Genomic DNA, 18,592 nt, shown 5'->3' with positions numbered 1-18,592 from the left:
GGCCACCCTAACGGAGCCCGTTTCCCATGAATGCCCCGATCGCCGCCGCCGGATCCTCCACCGCCTCCTTCCTGCGCCTGTCCTCGATCGAGATCACGCCGAAGCAGGTGGAGAAGCTGCCGCTGCTGAAGGAGAAGCTGGCGCCCGGCTGCCGCGTCTTCGTGGCCCTCATCGATGCGGGTGACCTTGCCGCCCAAATCGAGGCGGTGAAGCAGATCAACGCCGCGGGCTTCCGGCCGGTGCCGCATGTGCCGGCCCGCTTCGTGAATGACGAGGCCGGCCTCCGCGCCCGCATCAAGGCGCTGGCGGACGCCGGCTCCGACACCATGCTGGTGCTGGGCGGCGGTGCGCCGGAACCCATCGGCCAATATGACGCGGCGATCCAGCTGATGCAGACCGGCGTGTTCCAGGCCAATGGCGTGAAGACGCTTGGCCTTGCCGGCCACCCCGAGGGCAACCCGGACATCACCAAGGTCCATGGCGAGGCGGTGCTTCTGAAGGCGCTGAAGGCGAAGCAGGCTTATCTCAAGGCCAATGGCCTTCAGGGCTTCATCGCCACGCAGTTCCTGTTCGAGGCCGGGCCGGTGACGGAATGGGCCAAGGGCCTGCGCGCCGAGGGCATCGACCTTCCCATTTACGTGGGCATCCCCGGCCCGGCGACGATCAAGACGCTGGCGAAATACGCCGCCATGTGCGGCGTGGGAAATTCCGCCCGCTTCATCAGGAAGCAGGCGCTCAATATTGCCAAGCTGCTCACCGTGAACACGCCGGATGATTTCGTGGCAGGGTTAGCCCAGGTGCACTACCAACAGCCGGAGCTGGGCATAGCAGGCCCGCACCTTTATCCGTTCGGTGGCTTCGACAAGCTGTTCGACTGGCTGAAGACGGTGAAGTAGCACGCCTCCCCATTCTCGGTTTCATCATGCCCGGGCTTGTCCCGGCCATGATGATTGCAACACGAAGTCTGCAGCGTGATTACGCCGGAACCTCCTGCGCGCCGAACAGCTTCAGCTTCGCCGGGGCCTTGGCGGTGGCGCAGAGGAAATTCCACGTATAATGCGTGTAGCTGCGGAAAACATAGATGTCGAAGACATTGTCTTCCACCACGTCAAGCAGTGCGGCGATTTCGGCGTAGCGCATGCGGCGGCAGCAGCCTTGGACGTATTCCTTGTCGAGCAGGTCGAGCGACGTGCCCTTCATCAGAACCTCGCGGCAGCCTTCGCCCTCGATGCGGATCACCGCGCGCATGTCGGAGACGTCGACCACGAGGGAGTGGATACCCTTCAGCGCATCGCGCAGGATGGCAAGCAGTTCATGCGCTTTGCTCCGTGAGCTGAGGATCAGCCACTGGTCGATGGAGAGCCACAGCACCTTGACGTCGCCCCAGGAAACGGAGGTGCGGGGCCTGGTGGGGAGATCCATGCCCAGCACGCCCTTCACGGCGGACATGAAGGCGGCGTCCGAGGTGAGGCCGCGGAGATCGATCATGCCGCGCTCTGTGATCTCGCGGATGGAGATCGAAAGCCCTGAGGGAGCGGTGATGCCCGCGAGCGGCGATTGATAAGAGAGCTCAGACATTCAGCTTGGCCCCTTCCTTGTCATAGAAGACGGTGTCGGTGATCTTGGCGCGCACCACCTTGCCGCCCGGGAGCGGGAAGGAGATGGTTTCGCCCATGCGATTGCGTCCGTTCTCGATCAACGCCATGGCGATGGAGCGGCCCAGCGTGGGCGAGCGGTAGGACGACGTGACCTGGCCGATCATCTCCATCGGCGGCTTGTCCTTGACGTGCCGCACGGCATAAGCGCCGTCGGGGAGCACGTCGTTCGGGTCCTCGGTGAGGAGGCCCACGAGCTGCTTCCTGTTCGGGCCCTTGAGGAAGGACTGTTCCAGCGAACGCTTGCCGAGGAAGTCCGCCTTCTTCTTGGAGACGAGGCCCTCGAGGCCGACGTCGATGGGCGTCGTGGTGCCGTCGGTTTCGTCGCCGACCACGATATAGCCCTTCTCGGCGCGCAGCACGTGGAGGGCTTCGGTGCCATAGGGCTCGAGGCCGAATTCCGCGCCCGCCGCAACGATGTCCTTCCACAGGCCGAGGCCATAACTGGACGGGGTTGCCACCTCGTAGGAGAGCTCGCCCGAGAACGAGATGCGGTAGACGCGCACCGGATAGGCGCCGAGCTTGCCTTCGACGAAGGACATGTGGGGTAGCGCCTCGTTCGAGAGGTCGAAGCTGGGATCGAGCTTCTTCAGCACGTCGCGGGCGCGGGGGCCGGCGATGGCGAATTGCGACCAGTTCTCGGTGACGTTGGTGACGAAGACCTTGTAATGCGTCCACTCGGTCTGCAGCCATTCCTCGAGCCAGGCCGAGATGCGGTCGGCGCCGCCTGACGTCGTGTGCATCAGGAAGTGGTCATCGGAGAGGCGCACCGTCACGCCGTCATCCGTGAGGAAGCCCAGCTCGTTCATCATCAGACCGTAGCGGCATTTGCCGATCTTCAGCGTCGAGAACATGTTTGTGTACATGCGATCGAGGAATTCGGCCGCATCCGGGCCCTTGATCTCGATCTTGCCGAGGGTCGAAGCGTCCAGCAGGCCCACCTTGTTGCGCACGCCAAGGATCTCGCGGTCGATCGACTGGTGGTTGGTTTCGCCCGCCTTGGGATAGGTATAGGCGCGGCGCCACTGGCCGACGGGTTCGAAGACGGCGCCGTGGTCCACGTGCCACTGGTAGATGGCGGTGCGGCGGATGGGCAGGAACAGGTCCTTGGTGAGCACACCTGCCACGGAGCCGAAGGAGAAGGGCGTGTAGGGCGGGCGGAACGTGGTGATGCCCACTTCCGGGATCGTCTTGCCGCTCGCTTCCGAGATGACGCCGAGGCCGTTGATGTTCGACGTCTTCCCCTGGTCGGTGGCCATACCGAAAGTGGTGTAGCGCTTGGTGTGCTCCACCGATTCATAGCCTTCGCGCTGGGCGAGCTCGAGGTCGGCCGCCGTCACGTCGTTCTGGTAGTCGATGAAGTGCTTGTTGCCTTCATTGTACTTGCCGGTGGCGGGCGCGAACCAGATCGGCTCCAGCGGGCGCTCCTCCGCCTGCTGGGCGGTGGGAACGGGATGGAGATTGCCGTGACCTGAGAGCTTCGAACCGGCGTGGTAGGCCTCTTCGAGGATCTGGTGCAGGCCGAAATGGCCGTTGGCAGCGCCGATCGCCGTGATGTGGTCGTGATGCTTGTCGGGCCGGAAGGCCTGCAGCGCATCGTCGAAGCGGATCTTGCCGCCGTTGTGGCACCAGAGGTGCAGCGCTGGATTCCAGCCGCCGGACATGGCGACGAAATCGGCCTCCGCCTTCGTCTCCTTGATCACGCGGCCCTGACCCTTGCGGTAGGAGGCGATCTTGACGCCGGTGATGTTGAGGCCGCCCCAGGTGGTGTTGACGGCCGAAATGACGGAACCGGTATCGACCGGGATTCCCATCTCGCGCGCCTTGCTGGGGAGAGCCCCTTCGGCACGCGCGCGGCTGTCGGCGACGCGGACACCGACACCGGCATGTTTCAGAACGATGGCCGTCTGGTAGGCGTCGTCATTGTTGGTGAAGACGACGCCGTTGGAGCCCGGCGCAACACCGTAACGCTCCACCATGCCGCGTGCAGCGGAGGCGAGCATGACGCCCGGACGGTCGTTGTTGGCGAAAGCGATGGGGCGCTCGATCGAGCCGGTGGCGAGGATCACCTGGTGTGCGCGGACCTTCCACAACCGGTGGCGCGGCACGCCCTGCGACAGCAGGGCAGGGTCATGATCGGCGACACGCTCGAACAGCATCACGAAATTGTGGTGCCAGTGGCCCACCACCGTGGTGCGGTTCAGCACATGCACGTTCTCTGCGGCGTAGAGCTTGGCGCCCTTGGCGGCCGTCCAGTCCACAAGCGACTGGCTGTCGATGGCGCCGCCCGAGATGTCGGCGAGGCCGCCCAGCTGCGGGTTCTCGTCGGCGATGACGACCTTGGCGCCGTTAGCCGCCGCAGCTTCCGCTGCCGCAAGGCCGGCGATGCCGCCGCCGATGACGAGGACGTCGCAATGGACGTGGATCTGCTCGTAGCTGTCGGGGTCGCGTCCTTCGGGCGCTTTCCCCAAGCCCGCTGCGCGGCGGATGAAGGGCTCGTAGACGTGCTTCCAGAACGACTGCGGCCACATGAAGGTCTTGTAATAGAAGCCGCCGGGGAAGAAGCGCGAGAGCTGGTTGTTGATGGCGCCCACGTCCCAGTTCAGCGACGGCCAGCGGTTCTGCGAGACGGCCGCCATGCCATTGAATATCTCGACCTGGGTGGCCCGAAGGTTCGGCTCGTGCCGGGCGCCGAGGCCCACGCCGACAAGCGCGTTCATCTCTTCCGAGCCGAGGCCCACAAGCCCGCGCGGGCGGTGATACTTGAAGCTGCGGCCGAAGACGCGCTGGCCCGAAGCGAGCACGGCGGAGGCGACGGTGTCGCCCTGGAAACCCGAGACGCTCTTGCCGTCGAAGGTGAAGCTGACTTTCTTCGTGCGGTCGACGAGGCGGCCGCCGGAGCCCAGACGATATGGCTTGCTCATGCCTTATGCTCCGACTTGAGGCGGTGTTCGAAATACTCGGCCCATTGGCCCTTGGCCTGCGCGATCACGTCCATCGGCGGCAGTTCGGTGATGCCGTAGAAGGCCTTGAACTCCATGGTCACCGTGTCGCGCGCGGCGTGGAACCACTTGCCGCAGCCGCGGTCGCAGCGCCAGCGCTCGAAGTGCAGGCCCTTGGGGTTGATGCGGATGAACAGATAGTCACGCTGCTCCTCGTCCGTCACGTGGGCGGGGTCGGTGGTGGCGGGGCGGCGGACATGTGCCTGGCCGCCGGCGTGGAAATCCGTCTCGTCACCTTCGGCGCCGCAGACGGGGCATTTGACGACCAGCATTTCTGTTCCTCCTAGTGGGCGACCGCGGCGGCGACGGATTCGTCGATCAGGCGGCCTTCCTGGAAGCGGTTGAGGCCGAAGGGCTCGGCGATGGGGTGCGGGCGGTCATTGGCGATCGTGTCGGCGAAGACCCAACCCGAACCGGGGATGGCTTTGAAGCCGCCGGTGCCCCAGCCGCAGTTGACATAGAGGCCCTCGACCGGCGTCTTGGAGATGATGGGCGAACGGTCGCCCGTCATGTCGACGATGCCGCCCCACAGGCGGAGCATGCGCAGCCGCGAGATGATGGGGAAGGTTTCGACCAGTGCGGCCACCGTGTGTTCCAGCGCCGGGAAGGAGCCGCGCTGCGAATAGTTTTTGTAGGGATCAGTGCCGCCGCCGATGACGAGCTCGCCCTTGTCGGACTGGCTCATGTAACCGTGGACCGTGTTGGCCATGACCACGCAGTCGATGACCGGCTTGATCGGCTCGGAGACCAGCGCCTGCAGGCACTGGCTCTCGATCGGCATGCGCACGCCCGCCATGTCCATGATGGTGGAGACGTGGCCTGCGGTGACGACGCCGATCTTTTTCGTCTTGATCACGCCGCGCGTGGTTTCGAGGCCCACAACCTTGCCGCCATCGCGCTCAATGCCGGTCACTTCGCAGTTCTGGATGATGTCGACGCCCATGGCGTCCGCCCCGCGGGCATAGCCCCAGGCCACCGCGTCATGGCGGCCCGTGCCGCCGCGCGGCTGGTAATAGGCGCCGAGGATCGGGTAGCGGCAGTTGGGATCGTCATTGATGATCGGGACGATCTCCTTCACCTCCTGCGGCGTCACCATGCGGCAGTCGAGGCCGGCCAGCCGGTTGGCGTGTGCCGTGCGCTGGAAAGCGCGGAACTCGTGCTGCGTCTGGCAAAGCATGAGCACGCCGCGCGGGCTGAACATGACGTTGTAGTTCAGGTCCTGCGACAGGTCCTCGTAAAGCGAGCGGGCGAGCTCATAGATGGCGATCGAGGGGTCCTGGAGGTAGTTGGAGCGGATGATGGTGGTGTTGCGGCCGGTGTTGCCGCCGCCCAGCCAGCCCTTTTCGACCACCGCGATATTGGTCATCTTGTGATTCTTGGCGAGGTAATAGGCGGTGGCCAGGCCGTGGCCGCCGGCGCCGACGATGACGGCGTCATATTCCTCTTTCGGGGCAGGCGAGCGCCAGGCCCTCTCCCAGTCCTTGTGGTAATTCATCGCGTTTCGCGCGAGCGAAAAGACGGAATAGCGCGGCTTCATGGGTGAATTCCTTGCAACTGGGCCGTTTTCTAACGCAACACAAAGGGCGGAACCAAGGCTTTTCCGACGCCAAGGGGCCGCGATGCGACAATGCGGCCGGGAATTGGCCTTAACGGATGAATTGCATTAATAGGGCTCAAGGGAATATCTCATGGATCACCATGATCTGGATCGTTTTCGCCGCCATGACCGCGGCCGTGCTGGCAGCACTGCTGTGGCCGGTGGTCAAGTCCAAGCCTGCTGAAACGCAAGCCGAGCGCGCCGCCTATGACCGCGCGGTGTTCCGCGACCAGCTGGCCGAGCTCGAGCGCGACGTCGCGCGCGGCACCATCGGCCAGGCCGAGGCCGACGCGGCGCGCAACGAGATCTCCCGCCGGCTGATCGCCACCGCCGAAGCGCCGCAGAGGCGGAAGGCGCCGGGCTTCGCATGGGCCGCCATCGCCGCAACCCTGATCGTGCCCGCCGTGGCGCTGCCGCTCTACCTCAGGGCCGGCAATCCGCAACTGGCTGACGTGCCCCATGCCTGGCGCATGGCGAATGCCGAGAAGAACGGCGATATGGAAGCCCTCGTGGAAAAAGTGGAACTGCACCTCGAGGCCAATCCGGACGACCTGCAGGGCTGGCAGATCCTCGCACCCGTCTACCGCCGGGACCAGCGCTGGGACGATGCGGCAGAAGCCTATCGCAACATCGTGCGCCTCTCGCCGCCGGATGCCGCCAGCATCTCGGATTATGGTGAGGCACTGGTCATGGGCAACCAGGGCATGGTGCCGGCTCAGGCGCAGGCGCTGTTCGAGAAGGCGCTGAAGCTCGACCCCACATTCCCCAAGGCGCGCTTCTACGAAGCTCTTGCGCTCAAGCAGCAGGGCAAGGCCGATGAAGCCAAGGCCGCCTTCGAGGCCTTCCTGAAGGATACACCGGCCGATGCGCCGTGGCGGCCCATGCTGCTGGCCGAGATGCGGGACATGACGGCAAAGCCCCCGGCTTTGGACCAGCAGACCATGGCCGATGCCCAGAACATGCCGGCGGGTGACCAGCAGGCGATGATCCGTGGCATGGTCGACGGGCTTGAACAGAAACTCGCCGCAAATCCGGATAATCTCGACGGCTGGCTGCGGCTGATCCGCGCGCGCGCCGTGCTGGGCGACACCGATAAGGCCAAGGCCGCGTATGACAAGGCCAAGGACCAGTTCGCCGCAAACCAGGACGCGCTGTCGCAGATTGACGGGCTGGCGAAGGAGATGAATGTTCAATGACGCGCAAACAAAAGCGGCTTTCCCTCATCCTCGGCGGCTTGGCCGTGCTGGGCCTCGCCGCGGGGCTGGTGCTCTATGCGCTGTCCGGCACCATCACCTTCTTCCACACGCCGAGCGACCTGGCTGACACCCATGTGCAAGCGGGCCAGCGCATCCGCCTCGGCGGCATGGTGGAGAATGGCAGCGTCAAGAAGGGCCCTGGCACGGTGACGAGCTTTGCCGTGACCGATACGCTTCAGACCGTGACGGTGAGTTATGACGGCATACTGCCGGACCTGTTCCGCGAGGGGCAGGGGGTCGTCACCGAGGGCAAGATGCAGCCGGACGGCACATTCGTGGCCGACACGGTGCTGGCCAAGCATGACGAGAATTACATGCCGCGTGAGCTGGCCAACAGTCTGAAGGAAAAAGGCGTCAAGCTGGGCAAGGGAGCGGGGCAATGACCTTCATCGCCGAAATCGGGCATTTTGCGCTCATCCTCGCTGTCGGCGTGGCGCTCTACCAGTTCGTGGCGCCACTGTGGGGCGCCCAGCGCGGCGACGTGGCGGCCATGCGGGCGGCCATTTCGGCGGCCCTCTTGCAGCTCGTTCTCATCGCCATCGCCTTCGCGGCGCTGACGCATGCATATGTCACCTCCGACTTCTCGGTGCTGAACGTCATCGAGAACTCGCATTCCGCCAAGCCGCTTCTGTACAAGATCAGCGGCGTGTGGGGAAACCATGAAGGCTCCATGCTGCTGTGGGTGCTGATTCTCGCGCTCTATGGCGCAGCGGTGGCGGTGTTCGGCGGCAACCTGCCGCTGGAACTCAGAGCCCGCGTGCTGGCAATCCAGGGCTCGATCGGGCTGGCCTTCCTCCTCTTCATCGTGATGACATCCAACCCATTCATCCGCGTCGACCCGCCGCCGATCGAAGGCAATGGCCTGAACCCGATCCTGCAGGACCCGGCCTTGGCCTTCCATCCGCCCTTCCTCTATGCGGGCTATGTCGGCCTCTCCATCGCCTTCGCTTTCGCCGTCGCAGCCCTGATCGAAGGCCGGGTTGACGCCGCCTGGGCGCGCTGGGTGAGGCCGTGGACGCTGGTGGCCTGGATGTTCCTCACCGTGGGCATCGCCATGGGTTCCTGGTGGGCCTATTACGAGCTCGGCTGGGGCGGCTGGTGGTTCTGGGATCCGGTGGAGAACGCCAGCCTCATGCCGTGGCTGGTCGCCACTGCGCTCATCCATTCCGCCGTCGTGGTCGAGAAGCGCAATGCGCTGAAGATCTGGACGGTGCTGCTGTCGATCCTCGCCTTCTCGCTCTCGCTCATGGGCACCTTCCTGGTGCGCTCGGGCGTGCTCACCTCGGTGCACGCCTTTGCGGTCGACCCGCAGCGCGGCGCCTTCATCCTGATGATCCTCTGCGTCTTCATTGGCGGGTCCCTCTCGCTCTTCGCCTGGCGCGCGCCGCAGCTGAAGGCAGGCGGATTATTTGCGCCGATCAGCAGGGAGGGAAGCCTTGTGCTTAACAACCTCCTCCTCTGCGTGTCCTGCCTCGCGGTGTTCGTCGGCACGCTTTATCCTCTGGCGCTGGAAACCCTGACGGGCGACAAGATATCGGTCGGCCCGCCTTACTTCGATCTCACCTTCGGACCCATCGTGCTGCCGCTGCTTCTGCTGGTGCCGCTCGGCGCCTTCCTCGCGTGGAAGCGCGGCGACGTGGGGCTTGCCATGAAGCGGCTCTGGCTTGCCGCGATGCTGGCGCTGCTCGCCGGCGTCATTGTCTTCGCCCTCAATGTGCGCGGGCCGTGGCTCGCGCCCGCCGGCATGGCCATCGCCGCCTGGCTGGTCTTCGGCGCCGTCGCGGACATTGCCGCCAAGGTGGCGCTGTTCAAGGCGCCGCTGGCCACCAGCTGGCGCCGCCTCATCGGTCTGCCGCGCTCGGCCATCGGCACGGCGGTGGCGCATGCCGGCCTCGGCATCCTCGCCGCCGGAATCATCGCCATCTCGCTATGGCGGGTGGAGGTCATCGTGGCGCTGAAGCCAGGCGAATCCTCGCCCGTCGGCAAATACACCGTCACCTTCGAGGGCGAGGGCCCGCTCAAGGGCGAGAATTACACCGGCCGTGTGGGCACATTCACGGTGAAGCAGGGCGGCGAACTCCTGGCGACACTCCGCTCCGAGAAGCGCGTCTTCAAGCCCTCGGGCATGCCCACCACCGAAGTGGGCCTCCACCAGACTTGGGCTGGCGACGTCTATGTGGTGATGGGCGATGAGACGGCGGGAGGCGCGCGCGCCATGCGCTTCTATTACAATCCCTTCGTCAACTTCATCTGGCTGGGCGCGGCGGTGATGTTCCTCGGCGGTTTGCTGTCGATCTCCGACCGGCGCTACCGCGTCGGCGCGCCGAAGCGCGCGGCGAACGTCCGGGCGGTGCCCGCCGAATGAGAATACTCCTCGCCATACTTGCCTTTCTGGTCACGCTGCCGCCCGCCTTCGCATTGACGCCGGACGAGCAGCTGAACGACCCCGCTCTCGAGGCCCGGGCCCGGGTGATCTCCGCCCAGCTGCGCTGCCTCGTCTGCCAGAACCAGTCGATCGACGATTCGGAAGCCCCGCTCGCCAAGGACCTGCGCACGCTGGTGCGCGAGCAGCTGAGCGCCGGAAAGACGGACGCGCAGGTGCTGGACTTCGTCGTCGAACGCTACGGCCAGTTCGTGCTGCTCAAGCCGCGCTTCGAGCCCGAGACGCTGATTCTCTGGGGCACTCCCTTCGCGGTGCTGCTGATCGCCGGCACAGCGCTTTTCCTGCGCCGCAAGCGCGCCGGGGCGGCCCCCGAGACGCCACTGAGCGACGACGAGAAGCGCGCCCTCGAACGGGCCCTGCAATAGCCCCGGCGTTGCCGCAACACTTACTGAAGTTTCATTTTCCGGACAGGTCACCGTAAGGGGCGGCCACCTAGCTTTGTCTTATCGAAACAACCCAAGTCGATGGAGATCAGGAAATGTCCAACTTCACGAAGAACACGACGCTCGGCGCCTTTGCCGCCGGCCTGATGGCCGCCACGGCCCTCGTTGGCGCGGTGTCGGTTCTTCCCGCCACCCAGGCTGTCGCGCAGAACCAGCTGCAGGCCGCCGCAATCGACCCGTCCAAGGGCTTCGCCGACCTCGTCGATCGCGTCATGCCGGCCGTCGTCAGCGTGCAGGTGAAGTATGCCACCGTCGCCGCCACCGGCGAGGATCAGGCCCAGGGCGGCAGGCAGATGCCGAACGGCATGGAAGACTTCTTCAAGCAGTTCCCGCAGTTCCGCAACATGCCGGGCATGGGCCAGGGCGATCAGGGCGATGAGGATTCTCATCCCAACGGTGGCATGGCGATGGGGTCCGGCTTCATCATTTCGGCCGACGGCTATGCGGTGACCAACAATCACGTCGTCAAGGACGCCGACCAGGTGTCGGTGACCATGAAGGACGGCGCCGAGTACAAGGCCGAGGTGATCGGCACCGACGCCAAGACCGACCTCGCGCTGATCAAGATCGACGCCAAGGACAAGAAGTTCGACTATGTCTCCTTCACCAAGGACGAGCCGCGCGTCGGCGACTGGGTGATGGCCGTGGGCAACCCCTTCGGCCTCGGCGGCACGGTGACGACCGGCATTGTTTCCGCACTGGGCCGCGACATCGGCTCGGGCCCGTACGATAACTTCATGCAGATCGACGCCGCCATCAACCGCGGAAACTCCGGTGGTCCGGCCTTCAACCTCGAAGGCGAAGTGGTCGGCATCAACACCGCGATCTTCTCTCCCTCGGGCGGTTCCGTGGGCATCGGCTTCGCCATTCCGGCGTCGACCGCGCAGAACGTGATCGAGAGCCTGAAGGAGAACGGCAAGGTCACCCGTGGCTGGCTGGGCGTGCAGATTCAGCCGGTGACGGAAGACATCGCCGAGAGCCTGGGGCTTAAGGACGCCAAGGGCGCCATCGTCGCCGACGTGACGGAGGACTCGCCCGCGCTCGCCGCCGGCGTGAAGCAGGGTGACACCATCCTGAAGATCGACGGCAAGGACGTGAGCGACTCGCGCGATCTCTCGCGCAAGGTTGCCGGCATCAAGCCGGGTGACTCGGTGCCGCTCACCGTCGTCCGTGACGGCAAGACCATCGACCTCGACGTCAAGATCGGCACCATGCCGGACGACAAGAAGATGGCGTCGAAGGACGCCGGCAAAGACGAGGGCGACAAGTCCGTGTCGCTGGCCGATCTCGGCCTCAGGGTTGCGCCCGCCGAGGATGGCCCTGGCGTCACCGTGACGGATGTCGCCAAGGGCAGTGCCGCGGCCGGCATGGGCCTCAAGGCCGGCGACACCATCCTCGAGGTTGCCGGACAGGAAGTGCATGCGCCGTCCGATGTGCGCGCCGCGCTGAAAGCCAACGACAAGAAGAAGGTCCTCATCCTGGTGAAGACCGGCGAAGGCCAGCGCTTCATCGCGCTTCCCACCGCCAAGGGTTAACCCCCGGCGGCCACGGTAGAAGGCACGCGGACAACGCCCCAACCCCCGCTCCGCGTCTCGCGTGCCTTTCCGCGGAGGAGGGTGGTCCACCCCCGGACCTCCTCCTCCGCGCCCCCCTTTTCACCGGAGATGGAACATGCAAGTAAGTGAGCGCAATTCCCACGTCTGGACAGCGAGCCCCGCCCGAACCGCCATGCGCATCCTAGTCATCGAAGACGACCGCGAAGCCGCCAGCTGGCTGGTGAAGGGCCTGGCCGAGGCCGGCCACATCGCCGATCACGCCGCCGACGGCGAGGAGGGCCTGGGCCTCGCCCTCGAAGCCGTGCACGACGTCTTGATCGTCGACCGCATGCTGCCCAAGATCGACGGCCTCACCATCATCCGCAAGCTGCGCGAGCACAATATCCAGACCCCGGTGCTGATCCTCTCGGCGCTGGCCGATGTCGACGAGCGGGTGAAGGGCCTGCGCGCCGGCGGCGACGATTATCTCGGCAAGCCCTATGCCTTCGCCGAGCTCATCGCGCGCGCCGAGAATCTGGGCCGCCGCGCCAAGGAAGCTCCGCAGACGACGAAGCTCAAGGCCGCGGACCTCGAGATCGACCTCCTCACCCGCACGGTGACGCGCGCGGGCAAGCCCATCCTGCTGCAGCCCAGGGAGTTCAAGCTGCTCGAATATCTGGTGCGCAACGCCGGCCACATCGTGACCCGCACCATGCTGCTGGAGAATGTCTGGGACTATCACTTCGATCCGCAAACCAATGTCATCGACGTGCACATCTCGCGTCTGCGCGCCAAGATCGACAAGGGCCATGACGAGCCCATCGTGCAAACGGTGCGCGGCGCGGGCTACATGATCCGCGACAAGTGACGCCGGAGCGCACGTGAACGGGCGGGCCAAGCTCCTCCGCACCTCCACCTTCCGCCTGGCGGCGCTCTATCTGGTTCTGTTCGCGGTCTCGGTCGGGGCGCTCCTCGGTTATGTCTATCTCAACACCGCCGTGCTGCTGCAGGAGCAGACGGACTATACGATCCAGGCCGAGGTGCGGGCGCTCTCCGACCAGTATCAGCTCAGGGGCCTGAGCGGCATTCTCGACACGGTGCAGCGCCGCAGCGCGGATGACAGGGGCTCGGTCTATCTCCTCGCCGCGCCCGCCGGCCAGCGCATCGCCGGCAATCTCGACGACCTGCCCACGGTCCCGAAGGACGGCACCAGCTGGATCGAGTTTCCCCTGCAAGTGCAGAAGGGCGCGGTGCGCGAGAACCACGTGGCGCGCGCCTTCTACGCCGAGCTGCCGGGCGGCTTCAAACTCATCGTCGGGCGCGATGTGGAATCGCTCCGGCAATTCGCCAACATCATCCGGCAATCCATCCTCTATGCGCTGGCCATCGCGCTGGTGCTGGGGCTTGGCGGCGGCCTTCTCATGAGCCGCAATTTCCTGCGCCGTGTCGATGCCATCACCGATGCGAGCCGCTCGATCATGGCGGGCAACATGTCCGGCCGCATGCCCGTCTCGGGTTCGAACGACGAGCTCGACCGGCTGGCCCTGGCCTTGAATGCCATGCTCGACCGGATCGAGAGCCTGATGGGCGCCATGAAGGAAGTCTCCTCCAACGTGGCGCATGACCTGAAGACGCCCTTGACCCGCATCAAGGCCCGCGTCGAGGCGGCGCTGCGCTCCGGCAGCGAGGCCGAATACCGCGCGGCCCTCGAAAACACTGTCGATGACTCGGACCGCCTGCTCGACACCTTCAACGCGCTCCTTTCCATCGCCCGCGCCGAAGCCGGCCAGGCGCGGAGCGGCCTCGCGCCCGTCGACGTGAGCGAATTGATCGCCGACGTCGCCGAGCTTTATGAGCCGATGGCGGAAGAGGAGGGCGGCACGCTCACCGCCACCGCCGCGCCGGGCTTGCGGGTGCAGGGCGACCGCCAGCTTCTGGCGCAGGCGCTCGCCAACCTCCTCGACAACGCGCTGAAATACGGCGCGCGCGACGGCGAAACTCCGCGGATCGCGGTGACCGGCGCACGCGAAGACGGCAAGGTGGTGATCGCGGTGGCCGACCACGGCGGAGGCATCCCCGAAGCTGACCGCGCCCGCGTCACCGAACGCTTCGTCCGCCTCGACCGGAGCCGCACCAAACCCGGCAACGGCCTGGGCCTCAGCCTCGTCTCCGGCGTCATGAAACTCCACAAGGGCACGCTGGTGCTGGAAGACAACGCCCCGGGCCTCAGGGCAAAGCTGGTGCTGCCGGCGGGGCGCTAGAATATTCCTGAGATCCCTTATGAAGATTGACTTTATGTAATCTTCGATCCTAAGGTGAGTGACGTTACGGTAATCTGCGTCCTTACGGGCTGTGGCTGCCAGAATTCGCTTGCTTTCGGAGGGCTAAAATGACGCTTTTGCGGTCGAATGTCTGGATTACGGTGGTTGCCGTCTGCGCGCTTGTCCTGCCGATCCTGTCGATCGCAGCATCTTCGGCACGTGCGGGCGCGTTTTACGACTGCGAACTGGGCGATGTTCATCAGTTCTTCGATTGTGTCGATCCCGAGAAGCCGCCGCCGCAGCCCTGTCAACCGACGGCCGGAAATCCCGTGGACGTTCTCACCGGCCGCAAGCATCAGGACGCGCTGGACTGGTCATCCGGCGGATTGCATCCGCTCGAATTGAGGCGCAGCTATTCCAGCAGTCCCTTCATACTGATGGCCAGCCCCTATTCCAGCGTGGGCCGGGGATGGCGGACGAATTTCGACGCGCGCGCGCGATGGAAAGGATCCACACTCGCTGAGGCTGACTGGGTTCACATCGTGCTGCCCGACCATTTCGAATATCATTTCAACAAACAGGCGGGCGCATGGAAGGCAATGGCGCCGCAGTCCGGTGGCGGGTCAGTTTATGTGAGCTCAGTGGTCTGGAAAAACCGGACTGACCTCGATGCAAGCCTAAGAATCGATGGAGAGTGGATCGTCCTGCGGACGCCGGACGATACCGAATACGTATTCGATTCTGCCGAGCATAAACCTGATTCGCAGTGGGTGGTTGACGGTTTGCATACCAGCGTGCTCGCCGAAATCCGCTTTCGCGGCGGCTATGCGCAGAAGCTGATCTATTCCGGCGACTACCTGGTCCGGGTCAGCGATAATCAGGGGCGATGGATAGACATGACCTATTCCAGGGTCTCGTTCCGGTCGCGCTATATATCGGAAGTCAGAACCATGGACGGTTCGTCGATAAGATACAGCTACGAGAACCGGTTTCCGGCATACAATCCTGGTTATCCGAATGATTTCTGGGCCTTGTCGGCGGTGACCTATCCGGACTCGACCCCCGCAGCCGACGACAATCCGAAGGTCCGTTACGAATACGCGGATGCCGTGGGCAAGCCGGGGCTGTTGCTGACCGGGATTGTCGATGAACGCGGCGTCCGTTTCGCAAGCTGGACATACGACAGCAAGAGAAGGGTGCTGACCAGCCAGCATGCCGGGGGCGCGGACCTCTGGCAGTTCTCCTATAATGACGCGGGCAAGTCCGTATCCGTCACCAATCCGCTGGGGCGCATCACGAAATACAGCTACCAGAAGGGAATCGGCGGCATCCGGCAACTCACCGCGGTGGACGGCATCGCCACCTCGAACTGCGCGGCCAGCAACACCCAATACAGTTATGACGCCAATGGCTTCCGCAGCCAGGCCCAGGATGCGGAGGGACGCGTCACGAAATGGCAACGCGACGCCCGCGGATTGCCGCTCAGCATCACGGAAGGCGCGGGAAGCGGCGCAGAGCGAACCTCTTCGATGACATGGAACGCATCGCGGCCATGGCCCGCCTCCGCGGCGCAACCCGGTCTCAACACGGCCTATCAATACCGCCCGTCCGGGAGTGTCTCGCAAATCCTGCAAACGGATGGATCCACAGCCAGCAAGCCCTATGCGACTGCGGGCCAGAAGCGGGAGACGAATTATGCCTACACGGCATTCAAGATTCCCTACAGCGGTCCGCCCGGCCCAAGCGGACCGGCGCTTGCGGATGTTCCCCTGCCGATCGTCAATGCCACGGCGGATAATGGCGACACCGGCTGGACGTCGATTTATGATACCGTGTACGTGCTGTCAGGCACGACCGTGTGCCCTGCGTCCAATCCGTGCTTTGTTGGTGGTTGGAACGGTTCCGTTGTCTATCAGGATGTGGCGATACCGTCTGCCAACATCGCAGAGATCGATTCCGGCCGTCGGGCAGCAAGGTTCGGCTGGCGCCAGTGGGGAAACTCGGATCGCTCGGACCTGGGTGGAGACTATTCTGCCGCCGGTCTTGTCTTTCTGAGCGGCTCAGGCGCCACCTTGGGGTCCGTCGCGCCGCCGATTCGTAAATATGCGGGATGGCGCAATCTCAGTGCTGCGGCGCCGATACCGGCGGGCACCCGGACCATCCGGGTCATGATGCTTATGCATTCTTTTATACACGCCGGAAATGGGATCGTGGACGATCTTTCGCTGACGCTGGTGGCGGACGGAAGCGCCGCGGCTGACCCCTTTCTGAAGGTCAAGAATCCGTCGGCGATTTCCGGAACGACGGAGGGCTGGACTGTCCGGCCGGGGCAAAGCGGCGTGGTGGCGGCTTCCGGGTGGGGCTACCCGGGCTATACCCGTTTCGCCAATCAGAGCCCCACGGGGAACTCCGGGGTCGATCAACTGCTGGATATACCCAGTGACAGATACGCCGAAATCGATGCCGGCAAGCGCGGCCTGGAGATGACGTGGACTGCATATGCAAACTCCACCTCTGCAGACGTTGGGCTTTCGGTCGAGGCCATGGATGCGGCGGGCAAACTTATTGGGGAACTGGGGTACTTTTCCTCTTCTATCATGACCGAATGGGACGTGGCGCAGAAATCCCGCATCCTCCTGATCCCTGCCGGGACGCGCCGGCTGAATGTCATCATGGAAACGAAGTTTCCGGAAGGACAAGGCGGTAGCGCGTCTTGGCGTGACGTGACAATGCGCCTTGTTGCATCTCCTGCCCCTGTTTCATCCAGTCTCGATCTGCTCACCGCCATCGACGGCCCCTTGCCCGGTCCGTCCGATACGGTGCGCTACGCGTACGACGCCGCGGGCAAACTTGCCTCCGTCACCAACGAACTGGGCCATGTCACCCGCATAACCGCGCGCGACACGGCCGGCCGGCCGCTGAGCATCACGGATCCCAATGGCGTGGTCACCGCCATGGCCTACGATCCGCGCGGGCGGCTTGCCACCGTCACCGTCAATCCGGGTGCTGCCCAGGCGCGCACGCTGATCGCCTATGACGCCGCGGGCCAGGTCACGCGCGTCACCGCGCCGGACGGCTCCTACCTGAACTACGCATGGAGCGATGCGCGCCGCCTCGCCGCCGTCAGCAACAACGCGGGCGAGCGCATCGAGTATGGCTACAACGCCAACGGCGATCAGACCTCGCGCACGGTGAAATCCGCCTCGGGCGCCATCCTGCGCCAGCAGTCGGCCCTGTTCGACGAGCTCGGCCGGCTGATGCGGTCCATCGGCGCCGCGGGCCAGCAAAGCTCGTTCCGCTACGACCGCACCGATAACCTCACCGAAGTGAAGGACCCGCGCGGCGGCCTCTTCGCCTATGCCTATGACGGGCTGCAGAACCTCACCAGCCTCACCGATCAGGCCGGCGGCAGCGTGAAGCTTACGCGCGATGGCCAGGGCGAGGTGACGGCCTACCGCGATCCCCGCGGCCTCGCCACGGCTTACGTCCGCAACGGCTTCGGCGACATCATCCAGGAAAGCGGCCCGGATACCGGAACCACGGTCATCGTCCGGGATGCGCGCGGCCTTGCCACCAAGATCACCGATCCGCGCGGCGCCGTCACCAAACTGGCCTATGACGCCGCGGGCCGCCTCATCAGCGAAACCTATCCCGCCGACCCCACGCAGAACGTCACCTATTTCTATGACGCCACGGCGAACGGCAACAAGGGCATCGGCCGGCTAACGGGCATCACGGACGCCTCGGGCTCGCTCGCCCGCTATTATGACGCGCTGGGCCGCGTCACGGCGGAAACCCGGACGATCGCCGGCAAGTCCTATACGCTTGCCTATGCCTATAACGCGGCGGGCCGCCTCACCTCCCTGACCTACCCCTCGGGCCGCGTGGTGAGCTTCACGCGCGATGCGCTGGGCCGCGTCACCGCCGTTTCCACGAAGGCCACCGCCACGGCCAGCCAGCAGACGGTGGCAAGCGGCATCGCCTGGTCGCCGATGTCCAGCCTTCTCACCAGCCTCACCCACGGCAACGGGCTTGCAGCCACCCGCGCCTATGACGGCGACGGCCGCCTTGCCTCGCTCAAACTCAATAACGGCGCCACGCGCCTCGCCGATCTGTCCTATGCCTATGGCGACGGCATGAACCTGACGGCCGTCAACGACAATCTCGCCGCCGCAAATTCCGTGGCACTGGCCTATGACGCCGCCCAGCGGCTGGCCTATGCGAAAGGCCCCTGGGGCACGCTCACCTATGGCTATACGCCCAACGGAGACCGGTCGAAGGAGGTGCTGACGCCGCCCAGCGGCGGCGGCGCGCTCACCACGGTTCTGAACTATCCGGCCACCTCCAACCGCCTCGCCTCCACCAGCGTGGGCAGCTTCACCACGCGCAGCTTCACTTAT

The 18,592-nt window shown here is 64.9% G+C and carries 13 protein-coding genes; 9 read left to right on the top strand and 4 right to left on the bottom strand.

Features of this window, described 5'->3' with window-relative positions; translation table 11 throughout:
- Nucleotides 1-26: 26 nt before the first annotated feature.
- Entirely contained in the window at nucleotides 27-896 is an 870-nt protein-coding gene (locus tag IOC82_RS10675) for a methylenetetrahydrofolate reductase (protein WP_290546174.1), read from the top strand.
- A gap of 79 nt (nucleotides 897-975) precedes the next feature.
- On the opposite strand, the gene IOC82_RS10670 is transcribed toward IOC82_RS10675, so the two are convergent.
- Genes IOC82_RS10670 through IOC82_RS10655 form a run of 4 tightly spaced genes read right to left on the bottom strand, consistent with a single transcriptional unit; the run spans nucleotide 976 to nucleotide 6,194 of the window.
- Entirely contained in the window at nucleotides 976-1,578 is a 603-nt protein-coding gene (locus tag IOC82_RS10670; RefSeq protein WP_290546173.1) for a sarcosine oxidase subunit gamma, read from the bottom strand.
- Entirely contained in the window at nucleotides 1,571-4,579 is a 3,009-nt protein-coding gene (locus IOC82_RS10665; protein ID WP_290546172.1) for a sarcosine oxidase subunit alpha family protein, read from the bottom strand. The genes IOC82_RS10670 and IOC82_RS10665 overlap by 8 nt, the downstream gene beginning before the upstream one ends.
- Nucleotides 4,576-4,929, bottom strand: a complete 354-nt coding sequence (locus tag IOC82_RS10660) for a sarcosine oxidase subunit delta (RefSeq protein WP_290546171.1) — start codon at nucleotides 4,927-4,929, stop codon at nucleotides 4,576-4,578. Before IOC82_RS10660 ends, IOC82_RS10665 begins: the two co-directional genes overlap by 4 nt.
- 11 nt (nucleotides 4,930-4,940) lie before the next feature.
- Complete coding sequence (locus IOC82_RS10655) at nucleotides 4,941-6,194, bottom strand: sarcosine oxidase subunit beta family protein (RefSeq protein WP_290546170.1); 1,254 nt, start codon at nucleotides 6,192-6,194, stop codon at nucleotides 4,941-4,943.
- Nucleotides 6,195-6,355: 161 nt separating this feature from the next.
- On the opposite strand from IOC82_RS10655, the gene ccmI reads away from it, so the two are divergent.
- The 8 genes from ccmI to IOC82_RS10615 form a co-directional block, all read left to right on the top strand.
- Nucleotides 6,356-7,450, top strand: a complete 1,095-nt coding sequence (gene ccmI / locus IOC82_RS10650) for a c-type cytochrome biogenesis protein CcmI (protein WP_290546169.1) — start codon at nucleotides 6,356-6,358, stop codon at nucleotides 7,448-7,450.
- Complete coding sequence (gene ccmE, locus IOC82_RS10645) at nucleotides 7,447-7,893, top strand: cytochrome c maturation protein CcmE (RefSeq protein WP_290546168.1); 447 nt, start codon at nucleotides 7,447-7,449, stop codon at nucleotides 7,891-7,893. The genes ccmI and ccmE overlap by 4 nt, the downstream gene beginning before the upstream one ends.
- Nucleotides 7,890-9,875, top strand: coding sequence for a heme lyase CcmF/NrfE family subunit (locus tag IOC82_RS10640; protein ID WP_290546167.1), 1,986 nt, complete (start codon nucleotides 7,890-7,892; stop codon nucleotides 9,873-9,875). Before ccmE ends, IOC82_RS10640 begins: the two co-directional genes overlap by 4 nt.
- Nucleotides 9,872-10,318 (top strand): cytochrome c-type biogenesis protein, encoded by a 447-nt coding sequence (locus IOC82_RS10635; protein ID WP_290546166.1) that lies wholly within the window; start codon nucleotides 9,872-9,874, stop codon nucleotides 10,316-10,318. Before IOC82_RS10640 ends, IOC82_RS10635 begins: the two co-directional genes overlap by 4 nt.
- 113 nt (nucleotides 10,319-10,431) lie before the next feature.
- Nucleotides 10,432-11,931 (top strand): Do family serine endopeptidase, encoded by a 1,500-nt coding sequence (locus IOC82_RS10630; protein WP_290546165.1) that lies wholly within the window; start codon nucleotides 10,432-10,434, stop codon nucleotides 11,929-11,931.
- A 193-nt stretch (nucleotides 11,932-12,124) separates the two neighbouring features.
- Nucleotides 12,125-12,799 (top strand): response regulator transcription factor, encoded by a 675-nt coding sequence (locus IOC82_RS10625; protein ID WP_290546308.1) that lies wholly within the window; start codon nucleotides 12,125-12,127, stop codon nucleotides 12,797-12,799.
- Between the two features lie 13 nt (nucleotides 12,800-12,812).
- Nucleotides 12,813-14,192 (top strand): HAMP domain-containing sensor histidine kinase, encoded by a 1,380-nt coding sequence (locus IOC82_RS10620; protein WP_290546164.1) that lies wholly within the window; start codon nucleotides 12,813-12,815, stop codon nucleotides 14,190-14,192.
- A 128-nt stretch (nucleotides 14,193-14,320) separates the two neighbouring features.
- On the top strand, nucleotides 14,321-18,592 hold a 4,272-nt coding region (locus IOC82_RS10615), incomplete at its 3' end, for a DUF6531 domain-containing protein (protein WP_290546163.1).

The organism is Aestuariivirga sp. (assembly GCF_020252395.1).
Lineage (GTDB): Bacteria > Pseudomonadota > Alphaproteobacteria > Rhizobiales > Aestuariivirgaceae > Aestuariivirga.
The sequence above is the reverse complement of the archived record's forward strand: the minus strand, read 5'-3'. Positions and strand labels throughout refer to the sequence as shown.

Excerpts from the sequence above, each read along its gene's own strand:
- IOC82_RS10665 (WP_290546172.1), bottom strand. The coding sequence starts at position 4,579 with ATGAGCAAGCCATATCGTCTGGGCTCCGGCGGCCGCCTCGTCGACCGC.
- IOC82_RS10635 (WP_290546166.1), top strand. The coding sequence starts at position 9,872 with ATGAGAATACTCCTCGCCATACTTGCCTTTCTGGTCACGCTGCCGCCC.
- IOC82_RS10670 (WP_290546173.1), bottom strand. The coding sequence starts at position 1,578 with ATGTCTGAGCTCTCTTATCAATCGCCGCTCGCGGGCATCACCGCTCCC.
- ccmI (WP_290546169.1), top strand. The coding sequence starts at position 6,356 with ATGATCTGGATCGTTTTCGCCGCCATGACCGCGGCCGTGCTGGCAGCA.
- IOC82_RS10630 (WP_290546165.1), top strand. The coding sequence starts at position 10,432 with ATGTCCAACTTCACGAAGAACACGACGCTCGGCGCCTTTGCCGCCGGC.
- IOC82_RS10655 (WP_290546170.1), bottom strand. The coding sequence starts at position 6,194 with ATGAAGCCGCGCTATTCCGTCTTTTCGCTCGCGCGAAACGCGATGAAT.
- IOC82_RS10660 (WP_290546171.1), bottom strand. The coding sequence starts at position 4,929 with ATGCTGGTCGTCAAATGCCCCGTCTGCGGCGCCGAAGGTGACGAGACG.
- IOC82_RS10625 (WP_290546308.1), top strand. The coding sequence starts at position 12,125 with ATGCGCATCCTAGTCATCGAAGACGACCGCGAAGCCGCCAGCTGGCTG.
- IOC82_RS10640 (WP_290546167.1), top strand. The coding sequence starts at position 7,890 with ATGACCTTCATCGCCGAAATCGGGCATTTTGCGCTCATCCTCGCTGTC.
- IOC82_RS10675 (WP_290546174.1), top strand. The coding sequence starts at position 27 with ATGAATGCCCCGATCGCCGCCGCCGGATCCTCCACCGCCTCCTTCCTG.
- ccmE (WP_290546168.1), top strand. The coding sequence starts at position 7,447 with ATGACGCGCAAACAAAAGCGGCTTTCCCTCATCCTCGGCGGCTTGGCC.